Origin of the sequence: Roseivirga ehrenbergii (assembly GCF_001593005.1) — a bacterium.
In the GTDB taxonomy this organism is placed as follows: domain Bacteria; phylum Bacteroidota; class Bacteroidia; order Cytophagales; family Cyclobacteriaceae; genus Roseivirga; species Roseivirga ehrenbergii.
In genome coordinates, this window is the sequence record NZ_LQZQ01000051.1 from 168,222 (window position 1) to 185,536 (window position 17,315).

Below are 17,315 nucleotides of genomic sequence, written 5' to 3' on the forward strand. Positions count from 1 at the left end.
AAGGGAGCGTTAGGGATTTGTTTTATTTTTTCAAAGGGTTTAAAATCGGTTTGAGCGATAACCTGAGAATAGGCTTCTATTTGAGTTTTAGGGCTTTTTTTAACTTTTTATATTAGTTCACGGTTGAGAATATTTTTTTTTCGATTTGAATATTCAATCGGCTATTTGGGTTTTGAATTGAGCCTTGTTGAATTTTAAAACGAGGCTTATGTCCAAGAATTTCTAGTACTAATTGCTTGAAGTGTTGAGAGCATTCATCAACTGTGCTTTTAGAAGTTCTGATTCACTTGGTCTTGGAGCATCCTTATTTACCAAACGTCCTTGGGTATCGTAAATCATGTAGCGCGGAATAAATTGAATTTCTAAATCGTCCATTTGCAATGAATTATCTGCGTTCATAATGCGGTAATTGGTGCTTCCTTCTAACTCTAGTTTTTTTAATGCCTTTTGCCATGGTTCTTCTGTGCGGTCTGTAGAAAGGTAGAGGTAGACGATATTCTCGTTGTTCATTTCTTTCTGGAATTTCTTAGAACTAGGCATTTCAGCAATACAAGGGGCGCACCAGCTGGCCCAATAATCTACATAGATCACTTTTCCTTTATTGGTCGAAATGAATTCATTCAGTGTTCCAGTCTTTCCGCTGTTATCTACTAATTGAACATCGTCATCAATTTCAAACTTGACATTATACTTCTTTACAAAGTCATTAAATAGCACAGTGTCTTGATAATCATTTTTGAATTTGGTGAGGTATTTAAGCCTTGTTTCAATGTTGAAATCCCCAGTCTCAGAAAGTATTTTGTCTAAGTTTTTATACTGAAGAAGTTTTCTTTCTGTGGGACTGAACGCTTTAGATGCTTGAATAGAATCGTATGAGGTAGCGTAGTCTCTTATACTGCTAGCACTACCTCTACCTCTCATTTCAAGCTTCGGAAGAGGGTAGAGTCGCTTGGCTTTTTCTTCAATGAATTTTTGGTAACCCCCTGAAACGAGAAGAGAATCGTTTCTAATCGCAAGCACTGGGTGATCTTTTTCTAAATCTTTTAAAATTTGATAGAGCTCTCCAAAAGCTTCACCCTCGGGTTTCTTGGTTATACTGGTCAATCCATTGGTAAGTTTCCAGTATAGATCACTAAGTATGGCATTCTGATGTTGTTCTGTTATTAGGTTACTTTTTCTGAAAGAGGTAATTAGTTTAACGTCTTCGATTAGCTCGTTTATCAAAATTTCGCCAATCTTGTTTTTGTAATTTTTAACAAACTTTGTGTAATCAATAGTTCTGTCGTTAAGTTCATAGTACTTTTTATCAATCAATATAGGGTGGCTAAAGACAAGTAAAGCTGGCATGTCATCATGATAAACAGAATCTCGCTGATGTAGACTGAAGTTTGTGATCTCCGGGTTTTCCCTTCGATTAATGATTTTGGCTATTGGCTTCTTCCCCTCATAGTCAAAAACTACGGTGTCCCCCTTCTGAAAATAATAGGTGAGTTCATCTTGGGACTTGTAGGTAAGTTTAACTTCGAATAAATCACGCTTAGTGTTTATGATTACGGTATCGGATGTAGCATTAACTTCAAATTTGTAGCGCGTTGGAATAAATTGATCATTTATAGTTGCAATCTGATGCGGGTGACTTATGGCAGTGACACTATCGAAAGTAGGAAAAGTGTATCTCGCATGCGATTGAGGGTTTTTGAAAATCAAAACCACCTGATCTGGCAATTGAGGCAGGTCTACGAGTTTTTCTTTATTGTCACTACAGGCCAAAGTGGATATTAAGATCAGTAAAACGAGGTGCTTATTCATAACATGTGGTTTATTCTATAAATATATAGAAATATCACATTTATAAACTAACATTTTAGTTATTTATTTTTCATATAACCAGTCCTACTTAAAAGACTCTCAAAGCTGCTCATGTTTTGAATCACATAATGCAAATGTGCTTTTGGGAGTTGTTGTATTTCTTCAAAGGATCTAAACTCGACTTGTGTGATGATTTGTGCATTGGCCTCCATTTCTGGGTCAGTGCCTTTTTTGAGTTTTCCACCCGTTATTCTTACTTCAAAAAATAATTCAATGCCGTGTAGTGGCGGATCGAGGTATTCATGCACAAAAAGGAATCTCTCCACTTCAATCTCCAAATGGGTTTCTTCTATAAACTCACGTTTTAATGCTTCATGAGCACTTTCTCCATATTCCATACCTCCGCCCGGTGGCGCCCATAAAGAGCCACCTTTTCCCAAAGCAGTATGATGAACCATCAACAGACCTTCTTCGGTAATGCAGATGCCGCAAACCCGAACCCGAAGTTTTTCGCCATAATTAGATTTGATTTTGGATTCCAGTGAGTCCATAAGTAGGAGATACGATATATTTGTCCAAAATTGAAAAGATGATAAAGGTATTGAATCCCAACTTTAAATCAAGAATCGAGAAATTCCTCGAAAGACAATATTTTATGAAGCTGGTAGGCTTTGATTTGAATGTGATTGAAGCGGGAACTACGGAAGGTTGGTTGACTTTAAAACAAGAGCATCAGCAGCAAACGGGTTTGGTGCATGGAGGCGTTACGGCTACTGTGGCCGATATTGTTGCGGGTTTTGCCGCTTATACGGTGGTGCCGGAAGATCACCACGTAGTGACGGGAGAGATTAAAATCTCCTATTTTTCTAAAGGTAAAGGAGACCGACTTCATGCCATTGGCAAAGTGATTAAACAAGGTAGAAAGCTGAACTTCTGTGAAGCCGAAGTGTGGTGCTTGGGTGGAGAGAAAAGAACATTGATTGCAAAAGCCACCACTACCATGGCTACTATTTTCCCTGAAGACATCTCACCCGCTAAAAAATAAGCATTGGCAAAACCTTCAGAAATATTATTGAGCAAATTCCCTTTTGAACCCACTTCTGGCCAAAAGGAGCTTTTCCGTATGTTCGATAAATTTCTTTTGGACAAAGATTTAGTAAAGCCTACCCTGACCATTCGGGGTTATGCTGGAACGGGGAAAACCACTGTGATTGGAGCGGTGGTCAATATGCTTCCCTTCTTCAATATGAAGTATGTGTTGATGGCGCCAACTGGGCGTGCCGCCAAAGTGATGTCTTCTTATTCCAAACGCACGGCTTTTACGATCCACAAAAAGATCTTCCAACAAACAGAAGAGCCGGGGGGAAGTCTTCGTTTTTCGCGTCAGAAGAATTACCACACGAATACACTCTTTATTGTGGATGAAGCTTCAATGCTTTCCGACCAATCGGACTATGGCACAAAAGGGCTGTTGACCGAGTTGATGGACTACGTGTTTGAAAAGGAGGGGAACAGACTTTTGCTGATTGGTGATGTGGCGCAGCTTCCGCCAGTAGGCAGTGCTGAAAGCCCAGCTTTGGAAGCCTCATACCTGAAACACAATTTCAAAACCGATAACTTTTCCATAGAGCTTACCGAAGTAATGCGGCAGGAGGAATCTTCTGGGATACTATATAATGCTACGCAACTCAGGAAAGAACTTAGCAAAGAGAAGTTTGATATTAAGTTTACCACAGGTCAGTTTAAAGATATTTTTAAAATGACGGGTGAAAGGTTGGAAGATGGTCTTCGCTATGCCTACGATAAATATGGAACCGAGAATACGGTGATTGTTTGTCGGTCGAATAAAAATGCGGTGCAGTACAATCAATACATCCGCAGGGCGATTCAATATAGAGAAGACGAATTGGAGGCTGGAGATATATTGATGATTGTCCGGAACAACTATCACTATTTACCAGAGAATACGCCTGGTGGTTTTTTAGCGAATGGAGATTTTGTGGAGGTGATGAAAATAGTTCGGTTTGAAGATGTTTACGGATTGCGTTTTGCTACGCTGAACCTCCGATTACTCGATTACCCAGATCATGAGCCTTTCGAGGCCAAAGTAATTTTAGACACCCTTTATACGCCAGAAGCCTCATTGCCAAGTGCAGATCAAAAGAAACTTTACGAGCAAGTGGTTGAAGATTATGCGGATGTAGAATCGAAAGGGGAGCGGATAAAATTGATCAAGAAGGATCCTTATCTGAATGCTTTACAAGTGAAATTCGCTTATGCGCTTACCTGCCATAAATCCCAAGGCGGGCAATGGGAGGCAGTTTTTGTAGATCAAGGTTACCTCAATGAAGAAATGATCGATCAAGATTATTTACGCTGGCTGTATACAGCCGTTACCCGTGCCTCAAAAGAGCTTTTTCTTGTTAATTTTCATCAGAAATTCTTCTGATTACTTCTTTAACCGCAATACTTGTATAGTCTTTTTGGTGAATCAATTCACCGATAGTTATGACTTTTGGTGAATTGATTCACCAAAAGTTAAGTTTATGCTGCTCTTAAAGACTATTCTTCACCCCTAAAACCAAAAACAACCAACCCATAATAAAGCCCAAGCCTCCAATTGGAGTGATAGCGCCCAACCACGTAACATTGGTCAATGATAAGGTATAGAGCGAACCACTAAAAATGAATATGCCCGCTACAAAGCAGATGGCAGCATAGCCAAAGTAATTGCTTTGGTAATTGATCATTAACATGCCTAAAAGGAAAAGTGCCAAAGTGTGATAAAACTGATATTTCACGCCAGTTTCAAAAGTATCCATTCGATTGTTGGCAGTTAATGTACTTTCCAAACCATGCGCACCAAAAGCGCCAATGGCTACGGATAACATTCCAAATATTCCAGCTAAAATTAAAACAGTTTTTGCGCTCATTATTGATTGTAGTTTCGTCCTCCAAAAATAGCAGACCCAATCCTTACCATAGTGCTGCCTGCTTGGCAAGCCACTTGGTAATCATTAGTCATGCCCATTGATAATTCCTTCATTTCTAAATTTTCGGAATGAATTTCATTTTTGATTTGATCGAAAAGTGTTTTCAATCCAGTAAACTCATTCTTTACTCTTTGCATGTCATCAGTATTGGTGGCCATGCCCATGAGTCCAACAACTTTGATGTGCTTTAAATCTTGAAAAGCTTCAGATTTTAAGAAGTCAAGCAATTCTTCTTCTGAAAAACCAAACTTACTTTCTTCCTTAGCAATAAATACTTGCAGTAAACAAGGAATAATGCGCTCGTTTTTCTCTGCTTGCTTATTTATTTCCTTTAAAAGTCTCTCGCTGTCTACGGCATGAATGAGGTGTACAAAAGGTGCAATGTACTTTACTTTATTTCGCTGTAAGTGGCCAATCATGTGCCACTGAATGTCTTTCGGCAGCGCTTCTGCTTTTTCTGTAAGTTCCTGAACCTTATTCTCGCCAAATGCACGTTGCCCAGTTGCGTAAGCCTGTAACAAATCTTCCTTGGGCTTAGTCTTACTCACTGCAATCAATTGAGCACCGAATGGTTTTAGAATTTCGCGGTATTTTTTTATGTTGTTTTCTACACTCATTTGAGTTGCCTTAATTTCAGTAGTACTTTTGTTTATATTTGAAACGCTCAGTAGGTTCCAAAGTTAGAATAAATTCGCTTTGAAAGGGGCTTACCGACCACATGAAAATTGATTGAATGGCCATATTAGGGACTATACTTAAAAAAGGGATAAAGCTTAGGGAAACGCTCGAACAAGACTATACATCGCCCTATGAGCTTCAAAAAAAGGAATTGTCGAAACTGCTTATCAGCGCAAGAAACACGCAATTTGGTAGAGAATATGATTTCGTAAGTGTGCTCGAATCATTTAGAAACCATGGAGGGCACGATTTTCTTGATAAGTTTAAGGCCAATGTTCCCGTTTGCGATTATGAAAAAATGAATGCCGACTGGTGGCATAAAATAAGGGAAGGCGAGGAAGATGTTTGTTGGCCAGGAAAAACCAAGTTTTTCGCTTTAAGTTCTGGCACTTCAGGTGCCGCTTCAAAATATATTCCTGTTACAAAGGATATGATTCGCCAGATCAGAAGAACGGGAACTCGACATATTTATACGCTGTCTAAATACGATTTACCCGATAAATTTTTCCAGTCAGGAATGCTTATGTTGGGTGGAAGTACCTCGCTCAATTTCTCTGGAAACTTCTATTATGGTGACTTAAGCGGTATCACTACAGGCCAATTGCCACTTTGGGTTCAAGGTTTTTCTCGTCCAACACCTAAGATTAAAAAGAACAAAGATTGGGCTGCCAAACTAGATGAAATCGTAGAGTCGGCTCCCAAGTGGAATATCGGGATGATCGTGGGTGTGCCCGCATGGATGCAAATTCTTTTAGAGAGAATTATTGAAAGGTACCATGTGAAGAATATCCATGAAATTTGGCCGAATCTCCAAGCTTTCGTGCATGGCGGGGTGTCGTTCGAACCTTACAAAAAGGGCTTTGAAAAACTATTGGGTAAGCCGGTTCATTACATAGAAACTTATTTGGCTTCTGAGGGATTCTTAGCCTTTCAATCTGAGCCCAATAAAAAATCAATGAGACTGGTGCTCAATAATGGTATTTTCTATGAGTTTGTGCCTTTCAATGATAAGAACTTCAGCCCTGATGGAGTGATTGTAGATAACCCAGAAACCGTAATGATTGATGGAGTAGAAGAAGGTAAAGACTATGCCTTATTGATTTCTACTTGTGCAGGTGCTTGGCGATACCAAATTGGTGATACCGTTAAAATCGTAGACAAAAGAAACTCTGAAATTATCATTACAGGGCGAACAAAGCACTTCTTAAGTCTTTGTGGTGAACATCTTTCCGTAGATAATATGAATCATGCCATTGAAGTGGCTGCCGAAGAAATGAATATTAGCGTTAAGGAATTTACCGTTACGGGTGTTCCTGATGGTACATTATTCTCGCATAAATGGTATGTAGGTACCGATGATGAAGTAGATAGCACTGCGCTCTGTGAACGAATCGATGCGCAGCTAAAAGTGGTTAATGATGACTATGCCGTAGAACGAAAGCATGCACTAAAGAATGTAACCTTGGAAATTCTTCCAACATCTGTTTTTTATGATTGGATGCGCTCAGAAGGTAAAGAAGGTGGGCAATCTAAATTCCCGAGAGTACTTAAAGGAAATCACCTTAGCAGTTGGGTTGATTTTCTTAGTAAACAACCTAAGAAGTTCTGATGCATCCTGTTCTCAATGGCTTACTGTTTGGTTTATTACTCTGTGTACTTATTGGTCCGGTGTTCTTTGCCCTTATCCAAAATAGTATAGAAAAGGGGTTTTGGTCTGGATTCTTCATGGCCATAGGTGTGGCCCTTAGCGATATCTTTTATATTGTCATCACCTACTTCGGGGTTTCTCAACTTGTAGAAAGTGAAAACTTTAAAATGTGGCTGGGAGGGGTAGGAGGAGTGATTATGCTGGTGTTTGGACTTTTCTATTTGTTTAAATCTGTACCTAAGATTACTGCTATGAAAAATGCCAATGGTAGTAAAGATGGTTTCAAACAAATATTAAAGGGCTTCTTTCTGAATGGTGTGAATCCTTTCGTGCTCTTCTTTTGGATCGGAATTATGAGTAAGGTATCTATCGATTTTGAATACACTTCAAATCAAGCCTTTGGTTTTTTTGCTGCTTTAGTGGGTACGGTATTTATTGTAGATGTACTAAAATCGCATTTCGCTACTAAGCTTAGAGAAATTGTAACGGCTCGTTTTATGAGAATCATGAACCGTACTGTAGGTGTAGCTTTGATCCTTTTTGCCCTTCGTTTGCTTAATTTCTTGCTCGAAGGTTTTGGAATAGAACTCTTTGCGTAGCCATGAAAAAATCACTCATTCTTACCTTGTTCTTAGTTTTCATCACCTTTCAGGCGCTTGGCCAGTCATCTGACCTTACAGTATTCAATGCCGACCGGCTGGAATTGAATAAAGTGGGGATGATTGTTTTGGGAAGTTGGGCTGTTGGGAATTTTGCCACGAATGCGGCTTTACTAAGAAACCCAAGTACTAAAGAGCAAGGCCATTTTTATAGGATGAACATCTATTGGAATGTAGTCAATTTAGCACTGGCGGTTCCTGGCTTACGCAACTCCCTAATTGCCAACCCTGGCTCAATCAGTTTAACAGAATCCATTGGCGATTATCACCAAATGGGTAAAGTGCTTTTGATCAATGCTGGGCTAGATGTAGCCTATATTACGGGTGGTTTCTTAATGAAAGAAATGGCCAAAACACGACCGAACAAACAAGACCTGTTGAATGGCTACGGTAAGTCTTTAATCCTGCAAGGTGGATTTCTCTTTGCTTTTGATGTAGTAATGTATGGCTTATTACAATCTAAGAGTGAAAGCCTAAATAAAATAATAGAAACAGTAACCGTAAATGCTGACGGATTTAGTCTGGCTTTAAGGTTTTAGTCTTTAATTCTAAAGAAATATGTAGGGCGTTTTTTTCGACCGAAAATAGGTCTTACTCTCTTTCTTGATAAGCGCCCATTTTCTTGTACTTTAAAAAGCTTATTGTTTCTCCTGAATAATTTATCAAACCTGATATCGGTCAATTGACCTCCAGAAGATAATTGACTTGAAACAAAATCTTCAATTGTTATTACACCAGAACTTTGGTCGGCTGACAATACCAAACTATCCAACTCCTTGTTTAATCTTCCATCTGACACCCTTAATGTGTCATAAACTGGAGTGACTTTTAGGAATATGAAGCTATCGCTTTTATACCACTCGCCTATTGACCATCGTGAAGCTAAGTCGAACTTCCAATTATATATAAAAGTGGAGTCAGATCTTAATTCTAATTTTTCTCCGAAATAACTTCTGTAAGTTCCTGAAATACTAGATTGAGCATCAAGAGCTTTTTCTGCAACAAAGAAAATGGCTATCAATACGAACATTATATACTTATGTGAAATGCACTTCATATTCATCATAATCTAAGGCATTCACATAAACTATACAATACTAGTTAGGTATTGTCTTAGTGGATTGTAAGTTTAAATAGAGAAATGATCAGAGTGCATTTCTAAAGCGGTTTAGATTCTTAATCCTCCAACACGTTACTCACAAAAGTACTTTTAGAGAGCATAAATAGAATAAAGAAAACCAATCCCCATTTGGCATAAATAGGGTAGAAGTCTGTAGTGTTCTTATAACGGGTTTCTTTGATTTCAGCTTTCTCGTATTGGTCAATTAAGCTGAAAACGTTTGAAAGTGCTTCATTATCAGAAGCGCGATAGAACTGACCATCACCAATCTCGGCAATCTTTCTAAGCGTGGTTTCATCCAGCGTATTTTCGATATAGTTGGGTCTGCCAAAGAAGTCTTTTCCGTAAGGCACTTTTCCGTCCTTACCAATGCCAATGGTGTAGATTTTAATACCATAAGCAGCGGCCAATTCAGCGGCAGTAATTGGATCAATATTTCCGGCAGTGTTATCTCCATCACTCAATAAAATCATCACTTTAGAAGCCGCAGATGATTCCGTCATTCGGTTGGTTCCAGTGGCAATGGCGCTACCAATGGCTGTTCCTCGGTTCTCAATCTTACCAAAGTCTACTTCAGTATCGATAAAACTACCTAGTAATTCATAATCAGTAGTCAATGGAGAAAGTGAATAGGCATCACCCGAGAAAATCACCAATCCAATTCTGTCTTGAAACCTGCCATTGATAAAATCGCGTGCGGTTTGTTTAGCAGCTTCAAGTCGGTTGGGCTTAAAATCTTCAATCTGCATTGATTCAGACGTATCAATAATGAGTACAATATCAATTCCTTCTGTCCATTGCTCAACTTGCTCGTTTGTTCGTTGTGGGCGGGCAAGGGCTACGATTAACATGGCCAAAGCCAGTGCGGTAAATAGGTTAGGAATTACCCTTAAATAGCTTGTCCAGCTGCGTTCAATGTCTTGTTTAGGAAGGGCAACAGGAAGTTTCTGCTTTATTTTAGTTCCGATTAACCATTTAAGAAGAAAAAGAATGAGCACTAATGGAAGGGCATAAAGAAAAATCGGAAATGCCCAATCAAAGGATTTGAAACCCTCAGGAGTAAACCACTCCAGAGAAAGCCAGCTATATTTCGATTCGTCAAGCATTTTTAATTACTTCTGAAATGTGATTGTATCGGTCTTGAGTATAGTCTTTCAAAAACTCAAAATCATTTTGTAAAGCAGAAACGGTAGCCTTACTGTATATGTTTTTATCAATAGATTTGAGCGTTTCATCTAAGCTAGAACTTTGCATTAACAATACAATTTCTTTGGTAGTCAGCTTGGTGAAAGGCAGGTTTTCTAAACCTTCCATGTAGCTCTTCCAGTATTTTAGTGTTTTCTCTATGTTGGCTTTGGTTGTGTCATTGCTCAACGCATCAATCTGTTGGTCAAAACCAGCATTGAATTTTTCAAGGCCTTTCTTCAACCTATACAGCTTAATCTTTTTCCTAATGTCTTTACCCCAAACTACTAACACAATGATGGCCAAAACACCTAGAACAACTAAAGCGATAATGAAATAAGGGTAGTTGAATTGCAGAGAAACGGGTCTGTAATAAGAGTTTTCTTCCATATTCACACTGTCGGGCATTTGCGTAACTACCTGATCGAGAATGATGGAATCCATTAAACTAAAATTCGGAATACTATCGCTTTCTGTAATTAAGAAAACAGGAAGAGAAAGCCTTTGAACCGTATCGATTTCAAAAGTAGTGAGGTAATAAACCGCACTATCAATACTATTAATGTCGTCAGATTGGGTGTTGAAATACTCTTTACTTACCAGCTCAAACGGAGCAAAGTTGTAAAGCGAATCAGGAAATATAACAGACCTGTTTTTCTTGTCTTTATAACTGAAAATAAAAGGAACCGGCTCACCGATTTTCACACTGTCTTTCAAGAAAAAACCAATTGGTTTTGTTTCCTGAGCGTGAATTGCCTGACTTCCAGAAAAAAATAAGGCGACTAGAATGGTAAGTTTAACGATCTTAATCACGTTTCATTGATTTATTTCGCAGTTTGAAAAGTTTGATGAGTTGTGGGATATAATAATCCTTGGTATTGATTTCTACATAATTGATCTGGTGCTTTCTGCAAAATAACTGTAAGTCATCTTTATTGGTAGAGTATCGTTTTTCTAGTTTATTTCTAAAGTCTTTTGACGAAGTATTTACCCACACAGTTTTTCGGCTTTCTTTGTCGTAAACAGGAATTATCCCCAAGTTAGGTAAATTAGTTTCTCGGTCGTCTTTTAAGTGAATCACCACAAGGTCATGTTTGTTGGCCAAAGTCCTCAGGTTCTTCTCGTAATCGGTATCAATAAAATCCGAAATCAAAATCACCACACTTTTTTTGTTGATGGCTTCAAGCGCTAAACCAATCGCTTTACTGATATTCGTTTTTCCAGATTTTGGTTTTAGGTTATACAGTTCATGAATAATAGCATAACCGTGTTTGCTGCCTTTTCCTGACTTTACAAATTTTTCTTTTTGATCTGAAAAACAAATAAGCCCCACTCGATTTTGCTCTTTAATAGCCGAAAGGGTTAAAACCGAAGCAATTTCTTTTCCTACATCAACTTTTTGTGCACCTGGGTTTCCTATTTCTTGCGAACCACTTACATCCAGCAAAAAGAAAACTGTTTGTTCTTTCTCTTCTTTAAATGTTTTTACAAAGGTTCCGTGTCCCTTAGCCGAACTGTTCCAGTCGATGTTTCTTACATCGTCACCATAGTGGTATTCGCGCACTCCATCAAACTCCAATCCCGATCCTTTAAAAATGGAATGGAAGTCTCCTTGCATCCGAGAATTGATGGCTTTTCTGATTTGTATTTCGTACTTCCTAAGCTTGGAAATTATGTGCTCCATATCTAAAAGGCCAAAAATAGAATTAAATCGGTTTTATTCAGCGTCAACTATCTTAAATTTGGTTAAGAAGCATTCCGCTACCGTGCAGAATACGTTACCTTTGACAAATTCGTTTGAAAATCGAAGTTGAAAATAAAATTGAGAATTGAGTGTGAAAAAGCTTTTTTTGTTGGCGGTTTGTTGCTTGTTTTTTACCTGCGGTAGTAAAGAGGAGTTGCCAGAAGGATTATTGTCTGAATCTGAGATGATCGACATCATGGTAGATATTAGAGTAGCTGAAGGTAAGGTGACCCACTTATTGCTTCCGGCAGACTCCGCAAAAAAGGTATTTAAGATATTGGAAAAGAGGATTTTCGAAGAACACAATGTAGATACAGTAGCCTACAAAAAAAGCTATCAGTACTATTTGCTTCATCCAGAAAAAGCCTCTGTCATCTTCTCTACCACACTAGATAGCCTCAGTGTTATGAAAGAAAGAGATACAAACCTGAGATAAGAATAAGCCCCATTTACCGAATGCTTTACCCCCCAAATTTAGAAGAAAAGTTAGGTTTTGATAAAATCAGGGCCGTTTTGCTCGAAAAGTGCGAGAGCAATTTAGGCGCCCAGTTTGTTTCGAAAATAAAATACGCCACAGATCGCAATTCCATAGATAAGTGGTTAGAACAAACCCACGAGTTTACGAGAATTATTCAAAGTGGAGAGCTTTTTCCAAACGCCAATTATATAGATGTTTCTTCACACCTTAAAAAGGTGCAGATGGAAAACTCATTTCTTTTAGAGGAAGAGTTTTTTGATTTGTTGCTGGTTTTTAAAACGGCCGACCAATGTTTGAGCTTTTTTAGCCAAAAACGAGAAGATTACCCTGAATTGGTTCAGCTTACTCATCCTTTGCTTTGGAATGATGAATTGCTCTGGTCAATCGACCGAAAGTTTGACGAGCGAGGCAAATTAAAAGACAATGCTTCGGCTTTATTGGCCGACATTCGAAAGGGGATTAATGCCGAACAGCAAAGGCTTAGAAAAGTACTTGATGGTATTTTAAGAAGAGCGCAAAAAGATGGCTTTACGCCTGATGATGTTTCCATTACGATTCGGGAAGGTAGAATGGTAATTCCGGTGTTGGCGGAATACAAAAGAAGAGTGCGAGGTTTTGTGCATGGCGAATCTGCCACGGGACAAACGGTTTATCTAGAGCCTAGCGAAGTGCTCGAAATCAACAATGAAGTACGTGAATTGCAGTACGCAGAAAAGCGGGAAGTCATTCGAATTTTAACGGCTCTCACCGATGAGGTTCGTCCAGAATTGGAAAACCTTTCAGGAATTATGAAGTTCTTGGGCATCATCGATTTTATTCGAGCCAAAGCCCGTTTTGCAATAGATATTGATGCCATAAAACCACTTTGGAACGAAACGAAGGGCTTTTCTTGGCAAGAGGCGAGACATCCGTCACTTTATCTTTCCTTTAAAAAGTTGGGGAAGAAAGTAGTACCACTCAATATTTCGCTCGATGCTGAAAAAAGAATTTTGGTCATTTCTGGACCAAATGCAGGAGGAAAGAGTGTTTGCCTGAAAACCGTGGGTTTATTGCAGTACATGTTCCAATGTGGCTTACTGGTTTCGGTGAATGAAACTTCACGCTTTACCATTTACAAAGATCTCTTTATTGATATTGGCGATGAACAGTCCATCGAAAATGATTTAAGTACATACAGTTCGCATTTGGTGAACATGAAAAACCTTTTGGGTCATGTAAACAAAGGCAGCTTGTTTTTGATTGATGAATTTGGAACTGGTACCGAACCGCAGTTTGGTGGTGCTATTGCCGAAGCCATTTTGGATGAACTTCGTAGTTCGAAGGGTATGGGCGTAATTACTACGCACTATGGCAACCTAAAAGAATATGCCGACAAGCAACAAGGCCTGGTAAACGGGGCTATGAAGTATGACCTAAAGAACCTTCAGCCTATTTATCAATTAGAAATTGGAAAACCCGGGAGTTCCTTCGCTTTAGAAATTGCCCGAAAAATTGGTCTTTCAAATCAGACCATAGAATACGCAAAATCAAAAGTAGGGGTAAAGCAGGTTTCCGTAGATCAGCTTTTAGGCCAGCTAGAAAGTCAACAATACGAAGTTGAAAAGGCTGAAAAAAGAGTAAAGGCCAAGGAGAAGGAATTGGATGAGCTAACGACTCAATATGCCGAGTTAAAATCTCACTTGGAAAACCAAGAGAAGAAAATTCTAAACAACGCCAAGCGTGAAGCTAAAGTGTTGCTGGATAGCGCTAATAAGGAAGTAGAGCGTGTGATTCGCGAAATCAAAGAAGCCCAAGCAGATAAAGAAAGGGTAAAGCAAGCTCGTGAAAGTTTAGAGGCAGCCAAGAAGAAAACTAAAATCACTTCGCAAGAAAAAGAAGTAGTTCAAACAGAATCTGGCGCCATTGAAGTAGGGAGTTATGTCCGTATTAAAGGGCAGGAAACTACAGGGAAAGTAATTTCGATCAAAGGCAAGGATGTAGAATTGAGTATTGGAGCATTAACCTCTATGGTTAAACTGAATCGTTTAGAGAAAATTACCCGCAAAGAAACCCGTGAAAAAGCCAATTCAATTTCAGTGAAGGGCGGTGTTTCTCTCAACGATAAAATGGCCAATTTCTCTCAGAAGTTAGATATCCGTGGATATCGTGCTGAAGAAGTAATTCCCAAGCTTGAACAATATATGGACGAAGCCATTCTGCTGGGCTTTAACGAACTCCATATTTTACATGGAAAAGGTAATGGCGTTTTAAGGCAAATCGTACGAACTCACCTTTCGTCTTACAAAGAAATTGCTCAAATGAAAGACGAACATGTAGACCGTGGAGGCGCAGGGATAACTGTGATTACGATGAGGTAGGGGTAGTTATGAGTGTATTGGTTATTAGTTAGTGGGAGTGAGCAGCAATCTCACTTTTTCAAATTACAGAAACTGCCACCTAGAGACTGCTTCGTTACAGCCCATTGCTACCGCATGGCCTGCTTCTGCGCCAACGCTGAAGCTAAGGCGTAAGCGTTCGCAGTGACGGTTGTTTTTGGCGTCATTCTGAAATTTTAGACTGATGTGAGTCAGGATAAAATGAAAGAATCTGTTGGATAAACTGCCGTTGAGCTAAATCAACCCTAAATCAACTTCAACATCGCATCATAATCAATTGACATGTGCGAACTATGGTGAACAGCCTTACCGTTTTTAATTACAATGGCTTGTGGAGATTCATGTTGTACACCAAATTGTTCGGCCACAGCATTAGAAACTTCTCTAAATTGAATCAAGTCTAAGTAATAAACTTTCAGCTGGTTTCCCTCTGCCGTCCAGTTGCGTTCCAAACGGTTCAGCGCCATGCTGCTAATGCTGCAACGGGTGCTGTGCTTGTAAATCACAACCGTTTGATTTTTGCTCTCTTCAATGATTTCAGAAAGTTGATCTAAACGCTCCAATCTATTCCATGGCACTTCAACAGTGTCTTCTTTCTTCTTATTCCAAAACATAAAACTTAGTAATTTATCAAGTCATTCAACTTCTCTACAAGTCTTTGTTTTGGTAAAAAGTTCTCTTCTAAGTGTTTTCCGAAAGGAACAGGAGTATCAAGGCTGCCCACTCTAGCTACAGGAGCATCTAAATGTTGGAAGCAGTTCTCGCCAATCCAGGCGGCTATTTCGGCACCAATGCCGCCTGTAAGCGTGTCTTCGTGCAATACAATTACTTTATTGGTTTTTTTCACCGTAGCTTCAACAGCTTCCTTATCCCAAGGCAATAAAGTTCTTAAGTCTAGAATTTCAATTGAAGCCTCCGTAGCGGCAGCCAATTCTTTCGCCCAGTGCACACCCATACCATAAGTAATGATGGAAATATCATCACCTTCTTGGGCAATGGCAGCTTTCCCCACCTCAACCGTGTAATAATCGTCAGGGATATTTTCGATTACAGAACGGTACATGGCCTTGTGCTCGAAGAATAAATAGGGATTTGGGTCTTCGATGGCTGCTGCCAAAAGTCCTTTCGCATCTTTTGGGTTAGAAGGGTAAACGATTTTTAAACCAGGCGTGTGGAAAAACCAAGCTTCGTTGGATTGTGAGTGGAATGGCCCAGCGCCAACGCCAGCACCCGTAGGCATACGCACTACAACATCTGCATTTTGCCCCCAACGGTAGTGACTTTTCGCTAAGTTATTTACAATTTGGTTGAAACCGCAAGTAACAAAATCGGCAAACTGCATTTCGACCATAGCCTTATAACCATTAATACAAAGCCCGAGCCCTGTACCAATAATGGCCGATTCGCACAAAGGTGTATTACGCACTCTTCCACTTCCGAATTTCTCTAAAAAACCGTCAGTAATTTTGAAAACACCACCATACTCAGCAATGTCTTGCCCCATCAACACGAGGTTGTCGAAACGTTCCATGCTTTGCTTTAATCCATCCGAAATCGCATCTACAAAACGTTTTTCTGAGGTTGCATCGCTTTTTAGTTCAATCACTTCCTGAACAAATGGTGCATGCATGTCGTCAATTTCCATCTGCGTAGCCGGAGGTAATTCTTCTGCATAAGCCAACTCTAAACCTTCTTCAATGTCGGCTTTGATTTTGGCTCTAATTTCTTTTTCTGCTTTTGCGGTCAGTATTTTTTCCTTCTTTAAAAAGGACTCATAATTTTCAACAGGGTCTTTCTTCGCCCATTCTTCCATCAAAGCTTTTGGAACGTATTTAGTACCGCTGGCTTCTTCATGACCACGCATTCTGAAAGTCATGCATTCCACAATCACTGGCTTAGGTTCTTTTCTAACCTCCTCTGCTAATTGCTTTATGGTAGAATGTACTTCAAGCAAATTATTGCCATCTACTTTTACTGCTTTAATGCCGTAGCCTGGGCCTTTGTCTATAAAATTTTTGAACCTAAACTGCTGTTCGCTAGGAGTTGAAAGGCCATAGCCGTTGTTCTCAATCACAAAAATTACTGGCAAGTCCCAAACTGCTGCTACGTTAAGTGCTTCGTGGAAATCACCTTCCGAACTTGCACCGTCTCCTGTAAAGACTAAAGTAGCTTTTTTGCTTTCTTTAAGTTTGTCGGCTAAGGCAATTCCATCAGCCAAGGCCATTTGTGGACCTAAATGCGAGATCATTCCCACAATGTTAAATTCCTTCGTTCCAAAGTGGAAGGAGCGATCTCTTCCTTTTGTGAAGCCACTTAATTTGCCTTGAAACTGTGCGAAAAGGCGACTGTACGGAATGTTTCTACCTGTAAAAACGCCAAGATTTCGGTGCATAGGCAAAATATACTCTTCTTGGTCGATGGCATTCACTGCTCCAACAGAAACTGCTTCTTGTCCAATTCCAGAAAACCATTTAGAAATTCTTCCCTGACGGAGCAGAATGAGCATTTTTTCTTCGATCATGCGTGGTCTAAGAATTTGCTCGTAGAGGTGTAAAAGTTCTTGCTTGGAGTAACCTTCTCGTTTAAAAATCATAGTTGTTTTGAGTGCAGTGCGAAGCAAAATTAA

General features: G+C 39.4%; 17 protein-coding genes. 7 read left to right on the forward strand and 10 right to left on the reverse strand.

The annotated features are described in order from the left end of the window. Window positions 1-228: 228 nt before the first annotated feature. Window positions 229-1,809, reverse strand: a complete 1,581-nt coding sequence (locus MB14_RS18070) for a TlpA family protein disulfide reductase (RefSeq protein ID WP_062594113.1) — start codon at window positions 1,807-1,809, stop codon at window positions 229-231. 59 nt (window positions 1,810-1,868) lie between these two features. Then, window positions 1,869-2,360 (reverse strand): NUDIX domain-containing protein, encoded by a 492-nt coding sequence (locus MB14_RS18075; RefSeq protein WP_062594115.1) that lies wholly within the window; start codon window positions 2,358-2,360, stop codon window positions 1,869-1,871. A 38-nt stretch (window positions 2,361-2,398) separates the two neighbouring features. Here MB14_RS18075 and MB14_RS18080 point away from each other — a divergent pair, with 38 nt between their 5' ends. Both MB14_RS18080 and MB14_RS18085 read left to right on the forward strand, forming a co-directional pair. Continuing rightward, the gene (locus MB14_RS18080) at window positions 2,399-2,854 is read left to right on the forward strand and encodes a PaaI family thioesterase (RefSeq protein ID WP_062594117.1); all 456 of its coding nucleotides are present in this window, start codon (window positions 2,399-2,401) and stop codon (window positions 2,852-2,854) included. Between the two features lie 3 nt (window positions 2,855-2,857). Continuing rightward, window positions 2,858-4,258: an ATP-dependent DNA helicase gene (locus MB14_RS18085; protein WP_062594119.1), complete on the forward strand. Its 1,401-nt coding sequence runs from the start codon at window positions 2,858-2,860 to the stop codon at window positions 4,256-4,258. Window positions 4,259-4,364: 106 nt separating this feature from the next. Here MB14_RS18085 and MB14_RS18090 read toward each other — a convergent pair whose 3' ends face one another. Further along, entirely contained in the window at window positions 4,365-4,742 is a 378-nt protein-coding gene (locus tag MB14_RS18090) for a DUF423 domain-containing protein (protein ID WP_062594121.1), read from the reverse strand. Then, entirely contained in the window at window positions 4,742-5,419 is a 678-nt protein-coding gene (locus MB14_RS18095) for a YggS family pyridoxal phosphate-dependent enzyme (protein ID WP_062594122.1), read from the reverse strand. Before MB14_RS18095 ends, MB14_RS18090 begins: the two co-directional genes overlap by 1 nt. 116 nt (window positions 5,420-5,535) lie before the next feature. Here MB14_RS18095 and MB14_RS18100 point away from each other — a divergent pair, with 116 nt between their 5' ends. From MB14_RS18100 to MB14_RS18110, 3 genes are read left to right on the forward strand one after another with little or no spacing between them, the layout of a single operon-like run. After that, window positions 5,536-7,089, forward strand: coding sequence for a GH3 family acyl-acid amido synthetase (locus tag MB14_RS18100; protein WP_062594124.1), 1,554 nt, complete (start codon window positions 5,536-5,538; stop codon window positions 7,087-7,089). Next, a complete protein-coding gene (locus MB14_RS18105; protein ID WP_062594126.1) occupies window positions 7,089-7,727 on the forward strand; it encodes a LysE family translocator in 639 nt (212 codons plus the stop codon). The genes MB14_RS18100 and MB14_RS18105 overlap by 1 nt, the downstream gene beginning before the upstream one ends. A 2-nt stretch (window positions 7,728-7,729) precedes the next feature. Next, window positions 7,730-8,326 carry a DUF6992 family protein gene (locus MB14_RS18110; RefSeq protein ID WP_062594128.1) on the forward strand — a complete coding sequence of 199 codons (597 nt, stop codon included), beginning with the start codon at window positions 7,730-7,732 and terminating at the stop codon, window positions 8,324-8,326. Here the strand turns inward: MB14_RS18110 and MB14_RS18115 are convergent. From MB14_RS18115 to MB14_RS18130, 4 genes are all read right to left on the reverse strand, one after another. Then, window positions 8,323-8,817, reverse strand: coding sequence for a hypothetical protein (locus MB14_RS18115; protein WP_062594130.1), 495 nt, complete (start codon window positions 8,815-8,817; stop codon window positions 8,323-8,325). The two genes, MB14_RS18110 and MB14_RS18115, sit on opposite strands and share 4 nt — an antisense overlap. A gap of 146 nt (window positions 8,818-8,963) precedes the next feature. Next, window positions 8,964-10,013, reverse strand: coding sequence for a vWA domain-containing protein (locus MB14_RS18120; RefSeq protein ID WP_053224747.1), 1,050 nt, complete (start codon window positions 10,011-10,013; stop codon window positions 8,964-8,966). Beyond that, complete coding sequence (locus tag MB14_RS18125; protein ID WP_062594131.1) at window positions 10,006-10,905, reverse strand: hypothetical protein; 900 nt, start codon at window positions 10,903-10,905, stop codon at window positions 10,006-10,008. The genes MB14_RS18120 and MB14_RS18125 overlap by 8 nt, the downstream gene beginning before the upstream one ends. Continuing rightward, window positions 10,898-11,776 carry a DUF58 domain-containing protein gene (locus tag MB14_RS18130; RefSeq protein ID WP_053224749.1) on the reverse strand — a complete coding sequence of 293 codons (879 nt, stop codon included), beginning with the start codon at window positions 11,774-11,776 and terminating at the stop codon, window positions 10,898-10,900. Before MB14_RS18130 ends, MB14_RS18125 begins: the two co-directional genes overlap by 8 nt. Before the next feature lie 151 nt (window positions 11,777-11,927). Between MB14_RS18130 and MB14_RS18135 the strand changes: the two genes are divergently transcribed. After that, on the forward strand, window positions 11,928-12,272 hold the full coding sequence (locus tag MB14_RS18135; protein ID WP_053224750.1) for a DUF4296 domain-containing protein: 345 nt from the start codon (window positions 11,928-11,930) through the stop codon (window positions 12,270-12,272). 20 nt (window positions 12,273-12,292) lie between these two features. Continuing rightward, window positions 12,293-14,671, forward strand: coding sequence for an endonuclease MutS2 (locus MB14_RS18140; protein ID WP_062594133.1), 2,379 nt, complete (start codon window positions 12,293-12,295; stop codon window positions 14,669-14,671). Window positions 14,672-14,934: 263 nt separating this feature from the next. Here the strand turns inward: MB14_RS18140 and ytxJ are convergent, their stop codons facing one another. Then, entirely contained in the window at window positions 14,935-15,303 is a 369-nt protein-coding gene (gene ytxJ, locus MB14_RS18145; RefSeq protein ID WP_089082187.1) for a bacillithiol system redox-active protein YtxJ, read from the reverse strand. 5 nt (window positions 15,304-15,308) lie between these two features. Next, window positions 15,309-17,282 (reverse strand): alpha-ketoacid dehydrogenase subunit alpha/beta, encoded by a 1,974-nt coding sequence (locus MB14_RS18150; protein ID WP_062594135.1) that lies wholly within the window; start codon window positions 17,280-17,282, stop codon window positions 15,309-15,311. Between the last annotated feature and the right edge of the window lie 33 nt (window positions 17,283-17,315).